General features: G+C 64.9%; 14 protein-coding genes and 6 pseudogenes. 12 read left to right on the top strand and 8 right to left on the bottom strand.

Annotated features, from left to right (window positions below; translation table 11 throughout):
• Positions 1-79: 79 nt before the first annotated feature.
• Positions 80-589, bottom strand: a pseudogene (locus ON20_RS41195) (transposase); the annotation flags it as partial.
• 556 nt (positions 590-1,145) lie between these two features.
• Between ON20_RS41195 and ON20_RS40805 the strand changes: the two are divergent.
• A pseudogene (locus ON20_RS40805) lies at positions 1,146-1,679 on the top strand (IS5 family transposase); the annotation flags it as partial.
• 212 nt (positions 1,680-1,891) lie between these two features.
• On the opposite strand, the pseudogene ON20_RS31020 reads toward ON20_RS40805, so the two are convergent.
• Positions 1,892-2,549 (bottom strand): annotated as a pseudogene (locus tag ON20_RS31020) (PIG-L deacetylase family protein).
• Between the two features lie 384 nt (positions 2,550-2,933).
• Between ON20_RS31020 and ON20_RS37125 the strand changes: the two are divergent.
• The 3 genes from ON20_RS37125 to ON20_RS31005 all read left to right on the top strand — a co-directional run bounded on the left by ON20_RS37125 (position 2,934) and on the right by ON20_RS31005 (position 5,000).
• The gene (locus ON20_RS37125) at positions 2,934-3,095 is read left to right on the top strand and encodes a hypothetical protein (RefSeq protein WP_157229152.1); all 162 of its coding nucleotides are present in this window, start codon (positions 2,934-2,936) and stop codon (positions 3,093-3,095) included.
• 149 nt (positions 3,096-3,244) lie between these two features.
• On the top strand, positions 3,245-4,204 hold the full coding sequence (locus ON20_RS31010; protein WP_040841611.1) for a hypothetical protein: 960 nt from the start codon (positions 3,245-3,247) through the stop codon (positions 4,202-4,204).
• A 7-nt stretch (positions 4,205-4,211) separates the two neighbouring features.
• Positions 4,212-5,000 carry a class I SAM-dependent methyltransferase gene (locus ON20_RS31005; RefSeq protein WP_040841610.1) on the top strand — a complete coding sequence of 263 codons (789 nt, stop codon included), beginning with the start codon at positions 4,212-4,214 and terminating at the stop codon, positions 4,998-5,000.
• 564 nt (positions 5,001-5,564) lie between these two features.
• Here ON20_RS31005 and ON20_RS31000 read toward each other — a convergent pair.
• Positions 5,565-6,443, bottom strand: coding sequence for an alpha/beta fold hydrolase (locus ON20_RS31000; RefSeq protein ID WP_083865543.1), 879 nt, complete (start codon positions 6,441-6,443; stop codon positions 5,565-5,567).
• 35 nt (positions 6,444-6,478) lie between these two features.
• On the opposite strand from ON20_RS31000, the gene ON20_RS35385 reads away from it, so the two are divergent.
• Positions 6,479-7,006, top strand: coding sequence for a helix-turn-helix domain-containing protein (locus tag ON20_RS35385; RefSeq protein WP_040841609.1), 528 nt, complete (start codon positions 6,479-6,481; stop codon positions 7,004-7,006).
• Here the strand turns inward: ON20_RS35385 and ON20_RS30990 are convergent.
• Positions 6,907-8,138, bottom strand: a pseudogene (locus tag ON20_RS30990) (Tn3 family transposase). The gene ON20_RS35385 and the pseudogene ON20_RS30990 sit on opposite strands and share 100 nt — an antisense overlap.
• A 357-nt stretch (positions 8,139-8,495) precedes the next feature.
• Between ON20_RS30990 and ON20_RS37710 the strand changes: the two are divergent.
• Entirely contained in the window at positions 8,496-8,729 is a 234-nt protein-coding gene (locus ON20_RS37710; protein WP_040841608.1) for a hypothetical protein, read from the top strand.
• A gap of 470 nt (positions 8,730-9,199) precedes the next feature.
• Here the strand turns inward: ON20_RS37710 and ON20_RS37120 are convergent, their stop codons facing one another.
• Both ON20_RS37120 and ON20_RS35380 read right to left on the bottom strand, forming a co-directional pair.
• Positions 9,200-9,586 carry a hypothetical protein gene (locus ON20_RS37120; protein ID WP_051163680.1) on the bottom strand — a complete coding sequence of 129 codons (387 nt, stop codon included), beginning with the start codon at positions 9,584-9,586 and terminating at the stop codon, positions 9,200-9,202.
• An 848-nt stretch (positions 9,587-10,434) separates the two neighbouring features.
• Positions 10,435-10,791 (bottom strand): hypothetical protein, encoded by a 357-nt coding sequence (locus ON20_RS35380; protein ID WP_040841607.1) that lies wholly within the window; start codon positions 10,789-10,791, stop codon positions 10,435-10,437.
• Positions 10,792-10,828: 37 nt separating this feature from the next.
• On the opposite strand from ON20_RS35380, the pseudogene ON20_RS35375 reads away from it, so the two are divergent.
• The 6 genes and pseudogenes from ON20_RS35375 to ON20_RS39570 form a co-directional block, all read left to right on the top strand.
• Positions 10,829-12,398: pseudogene (locus tag ON20_RS35375) on the top strand (CaiB/BaiF CoA transferase family protein); the annotation flags it as partial.
• A 480-nt stretch (positions 12,399-12,878) separates the two neighbouring features.
• The gene (locus ON20_RS30965; protein WP_157229148.1) at positions 12,879-13,223 is read left to right on the top strand and encodes a hypothetical protein; all 345 of its coding nucleotides are present in this window, start codon (positions 12,879-12,881) and stop codon (positions 13,221-13,223) included.
• A 26-nt stretch (positions 13,224-13,249) separates the two neighbouring features.
• Entirely contained in the window at positions 13,250-13,600 is a 351-nt protein-coding gene (locus tag ON20_RS30960; protein WP_040841605.1) for a DUF3703 domain-containing protein, read from the top strand.
• A gap of 338 nt (positions 13,601-13,938) precedes the next feature.
• The gene (locus ON20_RS30955) at positions 13,939-14,580 is read left to right on the top strand and encodes a type 1 glutamine amidotransferase family protein (RefSeq protein WP_040841604.1); all 642 of its coding nucleotides are present in this window, start codon (positions 13,939-13,941) and stop codon (positions 14,578-14,580) included.
• A 17-nt stretch (positions 14,581-14,597) separates the two neighbouring features.
• Positions 14,598-14,983 (top strand): annotated as a pseudogene (locus ON20_RS37115) (MarR family winged helix-turn-helix transcriptional regulator); the annotation flags it as partial.
• Positions 14,963-15,244, top strand: a complete 282-nt coding sequence (locus ON20_RS39570; protein ID WP_438803461.1) for an SDR family oxidoreductase — start codon at positions 14,963-14,965, stop codon at positions 15,242-15,244. The pseudogene ON20_RS37115 and the gene ON20_RS39570, both read left to right, overlap by 21 nt.
• A 470-nt stretch (positions 15,245-15,714) precedes the next feature.
• On the opposite strand, the gene ON20_RS40800 is transcribed toward ON20_RS39570, so the two are convergent.
• Both ON20_RS40800 and ON20_RS30935 read right to left on the bottom strand, forming a co-directional pair.
• Positions 15,715-16,068 carry a thiolase family protein gene (locus ON20_RS40800; protein WP_040841603.1) on the bottom strand — a complete coding sequence of 118 codons (354 nt, stop codon included), beginning with the start codon at positions 16,066-16,068 and terminating at the stop codon, positions 15,715-15,717.
• A gap of 10 nt (positions 16,069-16,078) precedes the next feature.
• The coding region (locus tag ON20_RS30935; protein ID WP_245547592.1) for an alpha/beta hydrolase fold domain-containing protein at positions 16,079-16,445 on the bottom strand (367 nt) is incomplete at its 5' end.

Genomic DNA, 16,445 nt, shown 5'->3' with positions numbered 1-16,445 from the left:
AGATCATCGACACCGCCGCGGCGGCAGTCGGCGTGTCGAAGGCCAGGAACGGAACGAACTCCGACCAGGAGTTCTCCCAGATCTTCACGTGGATGGCATCGAGGAAGATCACCGGGTACACCGAATCCAGCGGCCGGTTGCACCACTCGGCCATCCCGTCGATCACCTTGTCGGTAATGGTGGAAATCGTCTGCTTGGACACCTCGGCGCCATAAACCTCCCGCAGATGCGCCGAGATCTCCCCATGAGTCAAGCCCTTCGCCGACAGCGACAACACCATGTTCTCGACCCCGTTGAGCCGGCGCTGCCGCTTCCGCACGATTTGCGGCTCGATACTCGCCGCCCGGTCACGCGGGACGTCGATATCGACCGGCCCGACGTCGGTGACCACGGTTTCGGAGCGGGTGCCGTTGCGGGAGTTGCCGGTTCCACGTCCGGCCGGATCGCCGTGGTCATAGCCGAGATGGTCGGTGATCTCGCCCTCGAGGGCGGATTCGACCACCATCTTGGTCAGCTGCTGCAACAGCCCTCCTTCGCCACTGAGCTGCATCCCGCCGGCGCGGGCCTGTTCCACCGGCTTGCCCACCAGCTCGGCATCCACCGCCGAGGTTTTCGCTTCCTTACGCCCGGCCACCGCAGCAGTATCGGCTAGTTCGGCTGCCGCCACATCAGATGTCACAGTGCTACTCCTTGGTTCGGAGTTACACCGTTGTCTTTACAGTCCCCCTGTGTACGAACTGATCGTTCAGCGGTTCGGGGCGTGTGAGCTGGGTTGGATCGTTTGTCTGTCGTGGTGGCTGTGGGTGGCTTATCGTCGGATCGGGGGCGGGCCCCGTGCGGGAGGCAGCGATGGTGTCGTGGCGTGAGGAACTCGACCGGCGCGAGGCCGCGACCGTGCAGCAGGCGCAGCGGTTGCGTGAGCGGATCGGTGAGCTGGCCACGGAGCTCAAGGCGTGTGAGTGGCGGTTGTCGCGGTTGCAGATCACCCGAGAGACGATGGTCGAGCTCGTCGGTGAGGAAGATGGACCGGGCGCGGTAGCCGGGCGGGCCGGGGCCGGTGGTGGGGCGAATCCTGGTGAATCCGGTGAGGTTTCGGCTGGTAGGTCACCGATCGGAATGGTTGTCGTGCCGCAGCGGGTGGCGGGCACCCGGAAAAATATTGCCGCCGCCAGGTCCTCGACGCGATCACCTATGTCGTCGACAATGGCGTCAAGTGGCGGAACCTGCCGGTCGATTTCGGGATCGGATGGCGCACCGTGCACGCGATCTTCACCCGCTGGAACCGCAGCGGGTTCACCCTCGCGGTCCACAACGACCTGCGTGAACAACTCCGCCTCGCCGAAGGCCGCACCCGCGAACCGACCGCAGCGGTAATGGATTCGCAATCGGTGCGGGCCGCCGAAACCGTCGGCGCCGGCAGCCGCGGATTCGATGCGGGCAAGAAAATCGCCGGCCGCAAACGCCATGTCGTGGTGGACACGATCGGGTTGCTGCTGGTCGTGGTCGTGACCGCCGCCGACATCCAAGACCGTGACGGTGCCCGCACGGCCCTGGCCCTCCTGGGCGCCTGGTACGAAACCATCACCCGGATCTGGGCCGACGGCGCCTACGCCGGCAAGCTCGTGACCTGGGCACACCCGATTCGGATACATCATCGAGAGCGTCACACGCAGCACCACCGCCACCGGATTCGAAGTATTTCCCCGCCGGTGGGTCGTCGAACGCAGCCTGTCCTGGATCACCCAACGCCGCCGCTGCGTCCACGACTACGAACGACTACCCGAACACCACGAAGCCATGGTCTGGTGGGCCATGACCCTCGTGATGCGGCGGCGACTCGCCCGCATCACGACCCACCCGCTACCGAAATGATCGGTTCGTACGCAGCTACTTACATCCGGCTGGTCGGCCGATGGAAGCCGACTATTGCCTTGTCGAGGAGGAATGCCTCGGCGTATTCGGTCCCGCATTGGACGCCGCGGATACGTGCCAATCCGAGGAAGGTACGCTCGTCGAACCAGTGCCTACATCGTTGCGAGGGGTAGTGCTCGGTCAGCAATCTCGCCTTGGCGGCCGCTACCTCTGGTGTCAGCGGGTGAAACACCGTCGGGCGAGGGGTGTCGGTCTCCCATTTGACTATCTCGTACCGCAGTACCAAATGGTCGCGGAACTCGGTGGTTACCAGCTCGGCGAGGAGCCGGTGGTCGTGATGGGCGTCTTCGCGGTTCGGTGCCAGAACGAGCTGGGGTTCGCAACCGTGGCGAAACTCCCGTAGCGCGTGCTTGGTTCGTGCCCATTCGGCCGGGGCGCTTCCATCGGTGATGTCGGAGACGGTGACGCTGATCTGCGCCCCTGGGCAGAAGGCGGCCAGCGCGTGCCGCTCCTCTATTTCCCGATCGGACCCCCGGCCGCACAGGGTGAGGGCTTTGACCAGCAGTCCAGGATTCGCCTCGGCCAACGTCAGCAGCGTGCCACCGGCCGATCGCGACGTCGTCACAATGTGCGCCGAGGACAGCGATCTCGGTCAGGCTCTCGCCTGTCAACGACATCAAATCTGCACGCCCGCTTCATGGCCGGGTTCCTGTACCACCCGCGGTCGCCGACCGATCCCGGTGCGGTTGAGCGCATAGTCTTTGCCTTTGATGTGCTCCGTCCGGCGTATCGGCCACAGAACGTATTCCGTGTGGCCGAAATGCACATCGTGATACGGGACAAGACGCCGAACCTCCGAGGAGACTCGGGAACGATATGTCACGACCGTCCACTCCTCGATGCCATCACCGGACTGCTGTTGCGAGTCCGACACGAGCGAAACATATCGAGCACCGAAATGCATTCCCACGCATAAGAATCACCCGCGAGGATAAGACGGTAACCTGTTGACAGCACCAATGATTCGGCTGCCCACCGCACCCGTTCCGGGAGGATGTCTCATGATCATTGCTACATTGCTCGAGTTCGCCGGACACGCCTGGGAAACCCTCGGGGCGACTTCCCCGCAGCCGATCGCGGACGGGGTCGACCCGAACTGGACCACACTGCTGGATAACCACGCGGTGCGAGCCTTCGCAGTATTGCCGGTCGATATCATCTAGCAGCTTGCCACTGCATGACGAGAACGCAATCTCCCGCAGAGCGTAGCAACCGAGGCGTGGACGCTATCGTGGTGCCCGCTGCGCGTCCGGCCGGCCGGACGGCAGAACACCTCCATCTCGCAGAAGCCCTCGGTTGCACGCTTGTGGTCATGTGCAGCAAGGAGATCACTGCGCGCGATGTCGTCGACAAAGCTGCCTATTGCCGTGTACCGGTGGTGGCGATCGATTTCAACGGCAAAGTCTGTCCACCGGCCCCCGAAGCCTTCGCCACCACCGAAGTGCTTCGTCCAACCCGGTTCTGGCATCACGTCGAAGTCAGCGTGAAACGCAATACCGCACTCGTACTCGCCCACCTTGTCGGCTGGGAAAGGGTTTTCCTCCTCGACGACGATATACGGATCGAAGATCCCGGCCATGTCCAAGCCGCGTCCGACTTGCTCGGCGAGTACGCGGTGACCGGTTTGACCGTGCAGGGGTTTCCCGATCTATCCGTGGCCGGACATGCCTGCCGACGAATCGGGGAAACGCCCAACACCTTCCTCGCGGGCGGTGTGCTGATGACCGCCCCCAGACAACGACCGGCGTTCTTCCCCGAGATATACAATGATGACTGGCTGTATCTACTCGATGAGGATTCTTTTCCACGGCTCGCGTTGACCGGACGCGCCGTGAACGATGAGTACCGTCCCTTCGACGATCCGAACAGAGCCGCACGCGAGCAATTCGGCGAGGTGATCGCCCAGGGACTGCACAGCGGTCTACGTCACGGGATCGCCCCGGGCCAAGCGGATCGAACCTTCTGGCGGGCGTTCCTGTCGAGCAAACGCCGCTTCCTGGGCTCGCTGCTCGACACATTCGCCGATCGCATCGCCCACGGCCACGATGACGCCGCGATCCACACCGCGCTGCAGGCGGCGATCACCGCCCACGACGAGATCACACCCGCCTTCTGTGTCGCCTATACCGACGCCTGGAAACGCGATCGACACTGGTGGACAACCTATCTGGATCAACTACCCAGCGCGATGACACTGCCGGACGCGATCACGCACCTGGGCCTGCCCACCCTGATGTTGCAGCCGGGCCCGACACCGGCAACAATCCGCTGAGGATACCATGGACTTGAGCTTCCACGAGAAGGAAAACAGGCTCGCCGACCGCATCAGAGCGAACAAGCTCTTCGGCACATTCGACCTGGATGCCTGGATCGAGAAATTCGTCAGCACCCGACAGTGGGAGGCCGTGCTCGACCTCGGCTGCGGGGACGGCAACCACCTCGGAATCTATCTGCGCCACCTACATCCCGGTGGCCACGTGGTCGGACTCGACCGCGACAAGGCACTGCTCGACACCGCTCGCGCCGCCTACCCTGATGCACACGGACTCACCCTGGTCGAGCAGTCCATGGACGAGGTTCTCCCATTCCAGAACGGCACGTTCGACCTGGTGACATCGGTCTTCGCGATCTACAACGCCAAGGATCCGAACTTCACCATCAGCGAACTCACCCGAACCATGCGAGCCGACGGCCACCTGCTGCTCATCGGCTCGACGGCTGAAAACGCACTCGAACTCTACGAGTTCAACGAACGCCTCACCGGACGACGCATCGACGATCGCACACGCATCCGCGCCGCACGACTCGGCGAGGAAATCCTTCCCATCGTGCGAGAACGTTTCGATACCGTGCGAACCGAAACAATCGATGCCGGCCTCGTCTTTCCGAACCGGCATGAATTCCTGCGCTACTACACGTCGACGTTGCTGTTCGAAGAAACCGCCGAAGGCGCAGGGCTGACCTGTGAAGACATGGAAATCGCCTGCCCTGCCGACCGCGACCTACGGTTGACCAAGTCGATGTTGGTAGTTCACGCCGGCTCGCCCACTTCTCCGAGCCACCCGTGATTCTGTAATCCCTTACCCGCCATTCATCAGCACGGGGCGTGAGTACCGCTGCCGGAAACGCGAACAGATCATACCCAAGGACCGCGGTGTCCGGCGTTTCGCGGAGCCACCGTGGTCAGCTACGCCACCACCTCCCCGACACAGACCGAACCCCGATCCGACGATAAGCCACCAACAGCCGCCCCGGCAGCCGAACCGTACTTCCCGGCCCACACGCACGAAAACGCTAAACGATCAGTTCGTACACAGGCACTTACACACGTCGCAGAAGACGGCGCGTCGACACCGGTGTTGATGAAGTTATCAGGGCATACCTCGGTGCGCAGCCTCGCCAAATATGCGCGCGTGTCCGATGAGGGACTTCGCCGGTATCAGGCGGACAGCGATACGGCACGGCGTCGGACTGGCCGCTGAATCAGTCCAGCAGAACCATGCCCGACCGCCGGTGTGGTCGGAGGTCTGAGCACCCAGGCTCTTTGGAGCACGATATCGAGGACAGCCGCGTTCGATCGCGTCGCGGCATGCGCCCTCGATGAGATCGTCAGCGCTGCCGGTGGTCCGGCGTCACAGACGCGATGCCGGCGGCAATGACATCTGGGCGGACCATGGGCAGGTTCGCGTGCGATGCATCCGCAACCGTGATGCGCTCCACCCATGAGTACCTTTCGGCGATACTGTCGTAGAGCCGTTCACTCCCCTCCAGTTGCTGCCGTAGAAGGTCCGCGGGCACAAAAAGGCGTTGCTGTGCGTCTGTGCCGGTCGCGCTGATGAGTTGCGTCGGGACTTCGGCAGCGGACCTCCTTCCCGAAGCTCGTTGAGCAGGTGCGCCGCGTTCAGACCCTCCAGGAACCCGACGGGGAACCGTTCGGTGCTCATGTGCAGGTCCAGAGCTGCTTTGCCGATCTCGGCCGGGAATTCGCTGAAGGCTATTTCCATTGCGGTCCGTATCTGGTCGATCGCTTCCGCCGGAAGTTCGGGCATCTGCGCGTTGTCCGTGGCGGGTGCCGCGCCGAACTGCAGCTCGGGCGGCACGAAGTCGTCCCAGTCCTGGTGCAGTGGATCGATCAGCACGAGCCGGGCGACCCGATCAGGAAAGCGCTGCGCGAAGTGTTGGGCGTAGGCGCCCCCGAGGGAGTGACCGACCAGCGTCACGGTCGACTCGACTCCCAGGGCGGAGAGTAGATCGGCGATCTCGTCGGTGACTTCGTCCAGGGTGCGGGGAAGTGCTACGTCCTCGCTCCATCCAGTGCCCGCACGGTCGTACAGGATCGGGGTGCAGTGCTCCTCGACCAGGTTGTACACCCGGTAGTAGTCCAGTCCGAAACTGCCGGCGCCCGGAAGGAAGAGAACTGGATCGCCGGGGGGCTTGGCGCGCACGACCCACAGACTTCGTGCGTCGATCGCGACGCGCTCACCCATCGGCCACGTGATTGGTATCGACATATGAGAACAGTATCACTTCATGAGACCATTGGAATATGAAGCTGGTAGAGGTTCTTCGCAACCCTGTGCGAATCCGCATCATCAACACCGTCATGGATGGCCGCGAGTTCACGGCCGCTTCGTTGCTGGATTCGCTACCCGACGTCTCGCGGCCGACGCTGTATCGCCAGCTCGCCGTGCTGCTCGACGCCGGCATATTGATCGTGCATCGCGAAGAGCGGCGCCGCGGAGCAGTCGAACGGACCTACCGATTCGCACCCGGTGGCGCGGCGATGCCGCCCGCAGAGATGGCCGCATTGACCACCGACGATCATCAATCCTTATTCGCTGCCGCCATGAGTGTGCTGGCGTCGAGTTTTCAGCACTACCTGCAAACCACCGGTGCCGAGCCCTACCGCGACAACGTCTCCTACATCCAAATGCCGGTGTGGCTCACCGACGACGAACGCGCCCACCTCATAACTCAGCTCCAGAAAGTCCTCGAGTCGGTCGCCTCGAACTCACCGGAGGGTGACCGCCATAGATACCTCATCAGCCCGATCTTCTTTCCGCTACCGACGTGATGCGATGAAAAGGGCGTCGAGATCGACACCACGACAGGCGGCATACCGAAGCGTCTGCGCCGACCGACACTTTCGGTGTCGGCCTCATTCGTCGTCGCGGGCGTCGGGATCGCGTAACGGCCGGTGTGTTCCTCCGAGGTCGGGTAGACGGAAGCTGTAGTGCCCGTCGATGCCGATGTGGGTCCGAATGAACGGCGAGAGCCGCCCACATCCGCATCCAGCACCGGGTAGTCCTGGCCGCGCAGCTCGGCCGGCGCGCGATCCCTGTAGACGGTGTTCCACAGCACCACACAGTTGAGGACCAGACCCAGTGCCGAGAGCCGGTCTTCCATGCCTTCGTAATAGGTCCGCGTCATCTCACCCTTGCGACCGTGGAAGATCCGCCGCGCCAGGTCGTGGCGGCCCTCGGTGAGGTCGGCCTGGGCTTTGATCTCGCGGCGATAGGGTTCGTCGTCGGCCGGTCGCAGCACGTGCAGGGTCTTGAAGATCCGCCCGAAATGCGAAACAGCGTGCCCGAGTGAGGTCGGTTGTCCGTCGCGGGAGACCATGCGGGTGACCTCGTGCACGGACACTTCGCCGGTGTGGATCGAGACCGCGATCCGGCACATGTCCTCCCAATGCCGGCCGATCCGCTCGACATCGATCCATCCGCGTGCGGCCTTGTCCAGCGGTCCGTAGTCGGCGGCTGGGTCGATGCGCCACAACCGCTGATCCGGCAGATTCGCCGGCTGCGGGCGATACTGGCGACCCAGCAGATATAGGAGCCCGAACACGATATCGCTGTAGGAACCGGTATCGGTGATGATTGCCTCCGGCACCGTCCCACCCTGCTGACACAACACCACATCCACCGCGTGCAGCGAATCGCGCGGGGTGCCCGGAGAACTTGCGCGGCGAGGCCGGCGGCCTGGTCGTTGATCACGTTCAACCAGGTGATACCGCGTTTGCGTCCGAAGTACTCGGCGTTGGGTCGGGCATGGATGGTGCGGACCGGAACCACGAAACGCAGCCCGTCCACCGACGCGACCGGCCCACCGCCCCACGCTCTTGCCAGTGGGATCCGCGCCTGGGCCTCGATCAGGGCGGTGTCGGCGGCGGCGAGGGTGTCGAACCGGCAACTGGCTGATCTCATCCTTCGACCTGTCTGAGCGGCGGATCCATCCCGGTCTCATGGGTCTCTCCACTTCGTCCGGCAGACGGATTCGGACAGCGGTCCGCCCTTCTCGCGCGATGGAGAGCCGCCCCGCTCCACGCATCGCCGGAGCGGACCCGGTGCGTCACCGAAACAACAAACGATCAGTCGGCTCCGGTCGCGGTCGCTGCCTGCCCGAGCTACATGCGCGCCGGGGACACCCTCGTGGTGGCCCCGGGGTCGGCCGGGCCGCAGCCTGCAGGACCTGATCATGATCGTGGCCGACCCGCGTCGCCGCGGGATCGGGTTCCGGTCCCTGCACGGGCTCTCGACACCACCGCTCCCGACGGGTGCCTGGTGTTCCACGTCTTCGACGCCCTGGCCGAGTTCATCCGCGAACTGATCGTCGACGAGCACCCACAAGGGCACGGCCCGCCGCACGCGCCCGTAGGCAACGGCCAGGCCGACGAATTCGAGGTTCTCGAGATCGACGGTGATCACACGGTGGTCGAGTTCGTTGAGGATACGCTGGGCCGCTACCCGTTCGACATGCCGCTACTCGGGCTCGTTCCTGTCGAGGCGCAGCAGTAGTAGTAGGTTTCGGCGCCGCAGCCGCACTGCGCTGCGGGCGAGGTCACACAGATCGACGGCCACGGTAATGGTCGGGCGATCCGGCATCGTTTCCATCCCCGGCACACCCGGACCGTAGATGTCGGAATGCCCGATGCGTCCGAAATCCGTCGACTCGTACACGCCGACCGCAGTAAGTTGTTCGGGCTGTATGGAGTGGCTACCATTGAGCCTGTTCCAGACCCGGTCCGACGGTTCCGAACCATCGTGACCTGTATTGATGGCCAACCCATGTGCCAGTTCTGAGTAAGGCCTCGTTCCAGGTGGGATACGTCTCTCCACGACAGCGGAACGGCCGCTGTTCGACGTGATTTCACCAGTGCACGCGAGTACAAACCCGAGTGGACGACCGAGCGATCACCGACCGAACCTCATGCACCAGGGAAGGGTATATCCATGAGTCTGTCTATCCACCACAGCCCCGCAAGACACTACCGCATGCTGGCACGCGGCGCCGTCGCAGCCGCGCTCGCGCTGACACCGGTGACGGTCCTGGCGGCCTCTGCGCTCGCCGCCCCGGTGGTGCTTGAGCCCGTAGGCAGCAGCGGCAGCGGCCACGGCAGCCACGACGGCAGCCACGGCAGCCACCACGGCAGCCACGGCAGCCACGACGGCAGCCACGGCAGCCACCACGGCAGCCACGGCAGCCACCACGGCAGCCACGGCGGCAGCGGCCACGGCAGCAGCGGCAGCGCCCACGGCAGCAGCGAAAGCGGCCACGGCAGCCACGGCAGCCACAGCGGCAGCGGCCACGGCAGCCACGGCGGCAGCGGCCACGGCAGCAGCGAAAGCGGCCATTGGTGACACCTGCCGTTCATAGGAAGCAGTTGCTGAACCAACCGAGAGTCCCCCTGCGGGGCCACGGTTTCGGCGCAACCCCGTCGACACACCATTTCGTGCCACCGGTCGAGCGCCTATATCTTCCGTGAGCACCTCATGTCCTGCCCCCGCCATGAGTTGATAGGGACTGTCGAACCGACCATGTCGTTCGACAGTCCCTCGGCGGGGGCAGGATCGGTAGGGTCGCTGTACTTTTCGCCGAAAATCGGGCGGATTGGTTATATCGGTGGACCCCAGCGCCATCCCGATCACCGTCCCGACACAGTAAGGAATTCCGATGTCGCTTCCCGGCTGAGCAGTGGTCGATTACTCTACCTGACCAGGCCCGGGTTGTTCAGTCGAGTGCGGCGAACGCCGTGCTCGGGTGCCATCGGGATTCACCGATACGACCTCCGGCCATCTCGGCCCGAATGACGTCGAATCCGACCGATGAACTACACCGGAATTCATCGATGGAACCAGGCGGATACGCCGTATCTCCTGACGGGGATGCTGCTCGGAGGTATGCCCAGACCTGTTCAGGCCCTTCGTTGTGGCTGTACCGACCAGGGAGAATGGGCATATCCGCCGCTTTTTCGGCAGAAACTACGGCGACCCCAGAAGTCGACAGGGACACGCGTATGGCCGAAGCCCCGGCGGAGACCCCACACCGGGGCGCTCCGTCGTCGAGACCGCGGTATCCCTGAGTTCACGGTGTCGGACCGAGAGCAGGGCATCCCGTATTCGCGATGACCGCCAGCGCACGGACCGATACACCCGGGTTCACGGCGGCCTCCCGAATTCGGAACCCGATGGGGCACTTACTATCCGATGGCTCGGCCCGGAATCAGTGCGGGAACATCTCCTGCCACGTCTCCCGTGAGCCGGCCACCAGGTCCGTCTGCTGATACAACTTTCCGTCCGAACCCATATAGCTGCCGGGCCGCGGGTCGTAGTGGGCGAATCCGAGCGTCGGCTGCACCGAGTCCAGGAGACCCGAGACCTCCTGTGCGAAAACGGGTCCGGTGTCGAGCAGGGTGCGCACACGGGGATCGTCGGCGACCAGTTGATCCGTCACCCCGGCCAGGCCGCGGGCCCAGATGCGAATGGCATCGGCGGTCCGCACCTGGGAATCCAACAGTGGCACCGAATCCTCGAGCAGCGTGCGGGTGGCCTCGCCCGCACCGTTCATATCCGCGGCCACGGTCTCCGCCGATGTGAGCAGCGAGTCCAGACCGGGCGAGGACCCCAACCCGTCGATCACCGAACACGCCACCGAGGGCAATGCCTGGTTCGCCGAGCACAAGGTGAGTGAGATCCGGGAACTGGCCACCGCGTTCCGGATCCCCAACGGGCCGGTGGTCAACGGCGCCGATGCCACGGCCGTCGACCATCATGTGGCCCGGGATTTCTTCACCACCAATCCGCGCGACGGCTTCGTCCGACCGGGCCCGCCGTATCGAACGCACCCCGATATCCTCCGCCGCACGCGACACGCGCCCCGGCTCGGTGAACACACCGAACACCACCGCCCCCACGATATCCCCCGCCGGCAGACCGGTGACGGTTCCGCCGATCCGCTGCCCTTCCGCGGTCCGCGGGTCCTGGGCATGACGACTTTCTGGGCCGGTCCGTCGTGTACCCATCTCCTCGCTATGTTGTGCGCCGAGGCCGTGCACGTGGAATCGGCCGGTCGCCCGGACGGCACCCGTCTCGTCGCGGGTGTTTTGGTCACCGAGGACCGGTGATGGGAGAAATCACCCATCTTCTCCAGGCTCAACACCAACAAACTGGGCCTGGCCCTTGACTTTCGCACCGAGCGGGGCGGAGCGGTGCTGGACCGGCTCATCGCCGGATGTGATGTGGTAGCCGAGAACTACACGCCGCGCGTGCTCGAGAATATCGGCCTGGACTACGCCGCGGTCCGGGCCTTACGGCCGGACGCCATCATGATGCGGATGCCCGGATTCGGGCCGGACGGGCCGTGGCGGGACAACCCGGCCTTCGCCTATGTCATCGAGGACACCTCGGGACTCGCCTGGCTCACCGGATATCCGGAGCGGAATCCGTGGAACCGTATTCCCTCGGCGACCCGAATGCCGGGGTGCACGCTCCGGTCGCTCTGCTGCCGGCCCTGGAACACCGGCGGCGCACCGGTAACGGAATGCTGGTGGAGGCGGCCCCCGATATCACCGCCGAACAGGTCATCGAATACCCCGCGTACGGGGTGCTGCTCGAACGGGCCGGCAACCGCGGGCCCGCCACGGCGCCGCAGAATCTGTACCGCGCCGCCGGTATCGACGAATTCGGTCGCGAGGACTGCTGGGTCGCCGTGGCCGTGGTCACCGACGACCACTGGCGCCGGCTGCGCGAGGCCCTCGGCCGACCCGAGCGGGCGACCGACCCGCGACTGGACACCGATACCGGCCGCCGCCGGCGCCACGAGTACATCAATGAACACGTGGCCGCCTGGTGCGGGGAACGCGATGCCGACGAGATCGTGCACCTACTCCGGGACGTCGGTGTCCCCGTGGGCAAGGTGATGCAGCCGCACCGGCAGACCGATATTCCACAGCTCGAGTTCCGCGGCTTCTTCGAACCGGCGGATCACCGGTCAACCCCACGTCTCGGCACAGCACGGTACCCATGCGGCTGTCGGCCGGTCCTGAGCGCTACCATCGGCGCCACGCGCCACTGTCCGGCCAGGACAACCGCGCATTGCTTACCGGGCTCGGGTTCACCGATGCGGAGATCACCGCACTCGAAAAGGGTGGGGTGATCGGCGGCGAGCCGCGACTTCGACCAGGGCCGAAAGAACTCGGGCGGCGACGGGCCGCCACCGGAGCACAGGCCACGACCGGCGAGCGCAGAACGCCATCGTCAAGGCGCTGCAACGTTTCGAACCGCAATCGAGCCTCCCCGCCGAGACCCTGAGCGGCTATCTCGACGCTCGGCAGCCGGCCGAACCGGTGGCCGCGCTCAACGAAGGCGGATAAACCAGGCTGCTCCGCCCGGACCAAGGGAGCGGGTCGGAACGGTTTCGGCTCGCCGACGCGGTAGCGGGGGGCTCACGAATATCTATTCGAGCGGGGCGTTGTGGTTGTAGAAGTAGACGTCGATCGCAGGCGTGGCAACACCTGCTGTCCGCACCCACCACCGCCCTGACCGCGTCCGGTACGGTCGGGCGTGATTGTGACCACTGCGACCGACCTTTTCCCGAAATGAGGCCGACCACACACGAGCACAATATATAGTAACATTCGCATTAATTGATTCATGGAAGGATCGTCGATGACCGAGTCACTTACCGACCCTCGAGCGCAGACCAGCGCGGCCTTCGATCCGGCGTTGCTCCGGCCGCTGGTGCTGTCGACGCCGTTCATGGTGTTCGTGGTCCACACCCTCGAGGAGATGCCGCGGTTCGCGGTCAACGCCGCCGTCCATCTCGGCTCCGCGGCCTGGTTCGGCGACTACTCACCCGGCATGGTCACCGCGGCAACTGTCGCCCTGCCGGTCACCGCGCTGGTATTCACCTGGATCCGACACCATCGCCTGCTCACCGGCGCACAACTGGCCGCCACGATCGCGATCGGCACCGGCGTCGCCGCCGCGATCGGCGTCCTCTCCTTCGGCTGAAACGACCCAACCCCGAAAGGCACATCATGTCCCGCATCCCGGCCCAGGCCCGCGCCCGCTACCGCGACGAAATGCATGCCGCGAAGACCGCTTCCGACCCCATACAGCGGTGGACACACCTCGAACGTGCGCACATCCTGTCCCAACCCGACCCCTGGCTGCACACCTGCAACCACATCGCCATGTTCGCCCTCGCCGTCCGTCAGCGCGATCGGCGCGAAGCATTCGGGCAGTTCATCCGGATCATTGTCGCCGCACCGGGCTCATTATCCGGCCGCTACCCCGAAGGCAACACCGGACGAGCCAACGTCGGCCTGCGCCGGCCCATGCCGATGCCGCCCGACCTCGATGCGTTGCTCCACCCGACAGCGGCATAGTGGGCGCATCCGCGCGCCCTGACCTGGATCCGGCACCGAACAAGGTCCCGCGGATCCCGGCCACCGAACTTCCGGGTGGCAGTTCACGAATGCGACGGACCGAAATCTTCACCCGAAACGGACACCGCAGGCGTGAAGGCCCGACAAGACACGCCCCACGCATGCACGGGGTATCGAGAACCATTTCCCCTCGGCTCACCCCAGAGAACACCCGTGGTCATAAGGGGCCGACGCAGGACCCGGAGAAGGTGATGCGGACGCCTCGTAATGCTGTCCACGAGCCTGCTACCGGAACTCCAACCATGACAGCACCCCTGCCGAAATGACACGATGCTGTCATGGTTGCACGAATAGTCCACCTCGCCGTATACGACACCCTCGCCGACTGGGAGGTGGGCGCGGCCACCGCGCATATCAACAATGGAGCCTGGCACAAGGAACCGGGCCGATACGCGATACGCACGGTCGGCCCGAGCACGGAACCGATCACCACCATGGGCGGTATGCGGATCATTCCGGATATGACGCCGGCCGACCTCACCCCGGCCGACAGCGCCATGCTGATCCTGCCCGGCGCCGAAGGATGGGAAACCGACGAACTGACCGCGTTCGCGCGGAAGGCCCAAGAATTCGTCGACGCCGGCGTCCCGGTCGCCGCGATCTGCGGCGCGACCTTCGGCCTGGCCCGTCAAGGACTGCTCGACAACCGCAAACACACCAGCAATATCGCCGAATACCTCACCGCCTCCGGCTATGCCGGGGCCGAACACTACCTCGACGAACCCGCGGTCACCGACGCCGGCGTGATCACCGCCAACTCGACGGCCCCGTTCGAATTCGCCCGAGAAGTCCTGGGCGCCCTCGACCTCTACGAACCCCACGTGCTCGACGGCTGGTATCGGCTCTTCGCCGCCGGCGATCCCGCCGGCTACGCGGTCCTGGCCGAATACGAGGCCCGACGGAGCGCCGGCCGCCCCTGATCCACACAGGAGGGCCTATGCCCGGTGGCGAACAGGAACTCTTCAGAACCGTCGCCATCACATCCTTCCGGCTCAACGGCCAGTTCTTCGCCATCGCCGAGAAACCGGCCGCCCCGGCGGGACTCACCGCCGCCTGGTGGCAGATGCTCGGCTCGGCGCGGCGCGAACCCCTACCGGTGGCCGGGATCGCCCGCGCCATGGGCATCACCCGGCAGAGCGTGCAGCGAATCGCCGATCTGCTGGTCGACAAGGGCCTGACCGAATATCGCCCCAATCCCGCGCACCGCCGCGCGAAACTCGTCGCGGTCACCGAGAAGGGCGCGCGGCCGTGGCCCGCATCGGCCCGGAACACGCGAAGATCGCCGCACGACTACAGAACGAACTGGGCTCGCAGCGCTTCGCCTCGGCGGGCCTTTCGGCCGAGCCGGCGCCGACAGGCATAACGGTAAACATCGTTTCGCCCGGCTACATCGAGGACACCGACTTCTTCCAGGGCAAACTCACCGACGAACGCCGTGCGCAGCTGATCGCGGCGACACATGACAAACGGCCGGGGCGTCCCGACAACGTGGCCGGTCTCATCGAACCCCTGACCTCCCCACCTGCCCGCCATATCACCGGCCAGACCGTCCACCTCAACGGCGGCGCCTACACCACGCGCTGAACTCCGCTCAGTGGTTCGCGAGCACCAGGGGCGACTTGGCCTGATCGGATGGTGACCGAGCCCTTCCGCGTCGGATACGGATACGTGCGCTGCTCCGCCGACGAACAAGATGTCGAGATCCAAACCGAGCAACTGCTCACCCTCGCAGTGCCGTCCGAGCGGATATTCACCGACAAAGGGTTCTCCTACTCGCCGCAACCGCACCGGCCTGGACAACGCGAGTCCGGCCGACCTCGCCGAGGAATACAGCGTCGGCCGCTCCACCATCCACCGCATCCTCAGCGGTTCCATCCCGCGGACATAGCCAACCGCACCCGAAGCTACTGTCAGCCAACAGATTACGTCGGCCTTGCACATCACTCGGGTGACGCCGCCCCGGCGCTACGACCACCGACCAGTGACTACATGAACTTCGTTGGATTTTCGGCGATTGCCATCGGAACCTCGGGCGAGACGAACGACAGAATGTCTCACGATCGATACCTGGCCGTGCACCGCATATCCACCGGAACCACCAGGTCGTCGTAGAGCCCTTCGTCCCACGCCGCCGCCGCGAGCCGGTGCGACCGGGCGGCGAGCTCGTCCTGGTGCTGTCGATACGGCCGTGAGTCAGCAGAATCCAGCGAACCTCCTCGACACTGCGGCCGAGGTCCGCGCGCGGGCACCATGCCCTCGGCGGGCGACAAAACGGTCCCGGTATCGACGATGGCCGGCTCGGGGGCATCGATGAAGAAGCTGTAGAGACCGAAACAACCCCAGGGTGAGATGTGGGGATGAACACTCACTTCTTGTGTCATATCGCTCTTTCCCGGTGTGGCGGGCACGTTCGTGAGGTTATTTCCGGTCGAAACCGCGGCGGTCGAGGAAATCGGCCGTCTCCGCGAAAACCCCGTGGTCCCCGGGGATCCGCGAAAAGTTCTGCACGAAATCGTGGTTGGCGCCCGCATATCGGCCGACCGTCACCTCCACGCCTGCCTCGCCCAGCAGCCGGCCGTAGAACTCACCCTCGTCGCACATCGGGTCGTACTCCGCCGTGATGATCAGGGCGGGAGGCAGACCGGAGAGATCCGCGCGCTTGACGGGTGATACGAGGGGATCGGCCGGGCCCGCGCCGCTGCCGATGTAGAAGGCGTTGAAGATTTCGGCGCGGCTGTCTCGGGACCGTAGCCCCCGGTGTTCTCCCGCAGGGAGGCGTAGCGGT

This window comes from Nocardia brevicatena NBRC 12119 (genome assembly GCF_000308495.1).
In the GTDB taxonomy this organism is placed as follows: domain Bacteria; phylum Actinomycetota; class Actinomycetes; order Mycobacteriales; family Mycobacteriaceae; genus Nocardia; species Nocardia brevicatena.
The sequence above is the reverse complement of the archived record's forward strand: the minus strand, read 5'-3'. Positions and strand labels throughout refer to the sequence as shown.

Bases quoted from the DNA above. Each gene is read 5' to 3' on its own strand.
- ON20_RS37125 (WP_157229152.1), top strand. From the start codon at position 2,934: ATGATCATTGCTACATTGCTCGAGTTCGCCGGACACGCCTGGGAAACC.
- ON20_RS31010 (WP_040841611.1), top strand. From the start codon at position 3,245: ATGTGCAGCAAGGAGATCACTGCGCGCGATGTCGTCGACAAAGCTGCC.
- ON20_RS31005 (WP_040841610.1), top strand. From the start codon at position 4,212: ATGGACTTGAGCTTCCACGAGAAGGAAAACAGGCTCGCCGACCGCATC.
- ON20_RS31000 (WP_083865543.1), bottom strand. From the start codon at position 6,443: ATGTCGATACCAATCACGTGGCCGATGGGTGAGCGCGTCGCGATCGAC.
- ON20_RS35385 (WP_040841609.1), top strand. From the start codon at position 6,479: ATGAAGCTGGTAGAGGTTCTTCGCAACCCTGTGCGAATCCGCATCATC.
- ON20_RS37120 (WP_051163680.1), bottom strand. From the start codon at position 9,586: ATGAACGGCAGGTGTCACCAATGGCCGCTTTCGCTGCTGCCGTGGCCG.
- ON20_RS30965 (WP_157229148.1), top strand. From the start codon at position 12,879: ATGACCGAGTCACTTACCGACCCTCGAGCGCAGACCAGCGCGGCCTTC.
- ON20_RS30960 (WP_040841605.1), top strand. From the start codon at position 13,250: ATGTCCCGCATCCCGGCCCAGGCCCGCGCCCGCTACCGCGACGAAATG.
- ON20_RS30955 (WP_040841604.1), top strand. From the start codon at position 13,939: ATGGTTGCACGAATAGTCCACCTCGCCGTATACGACACCCTCGCCGAC.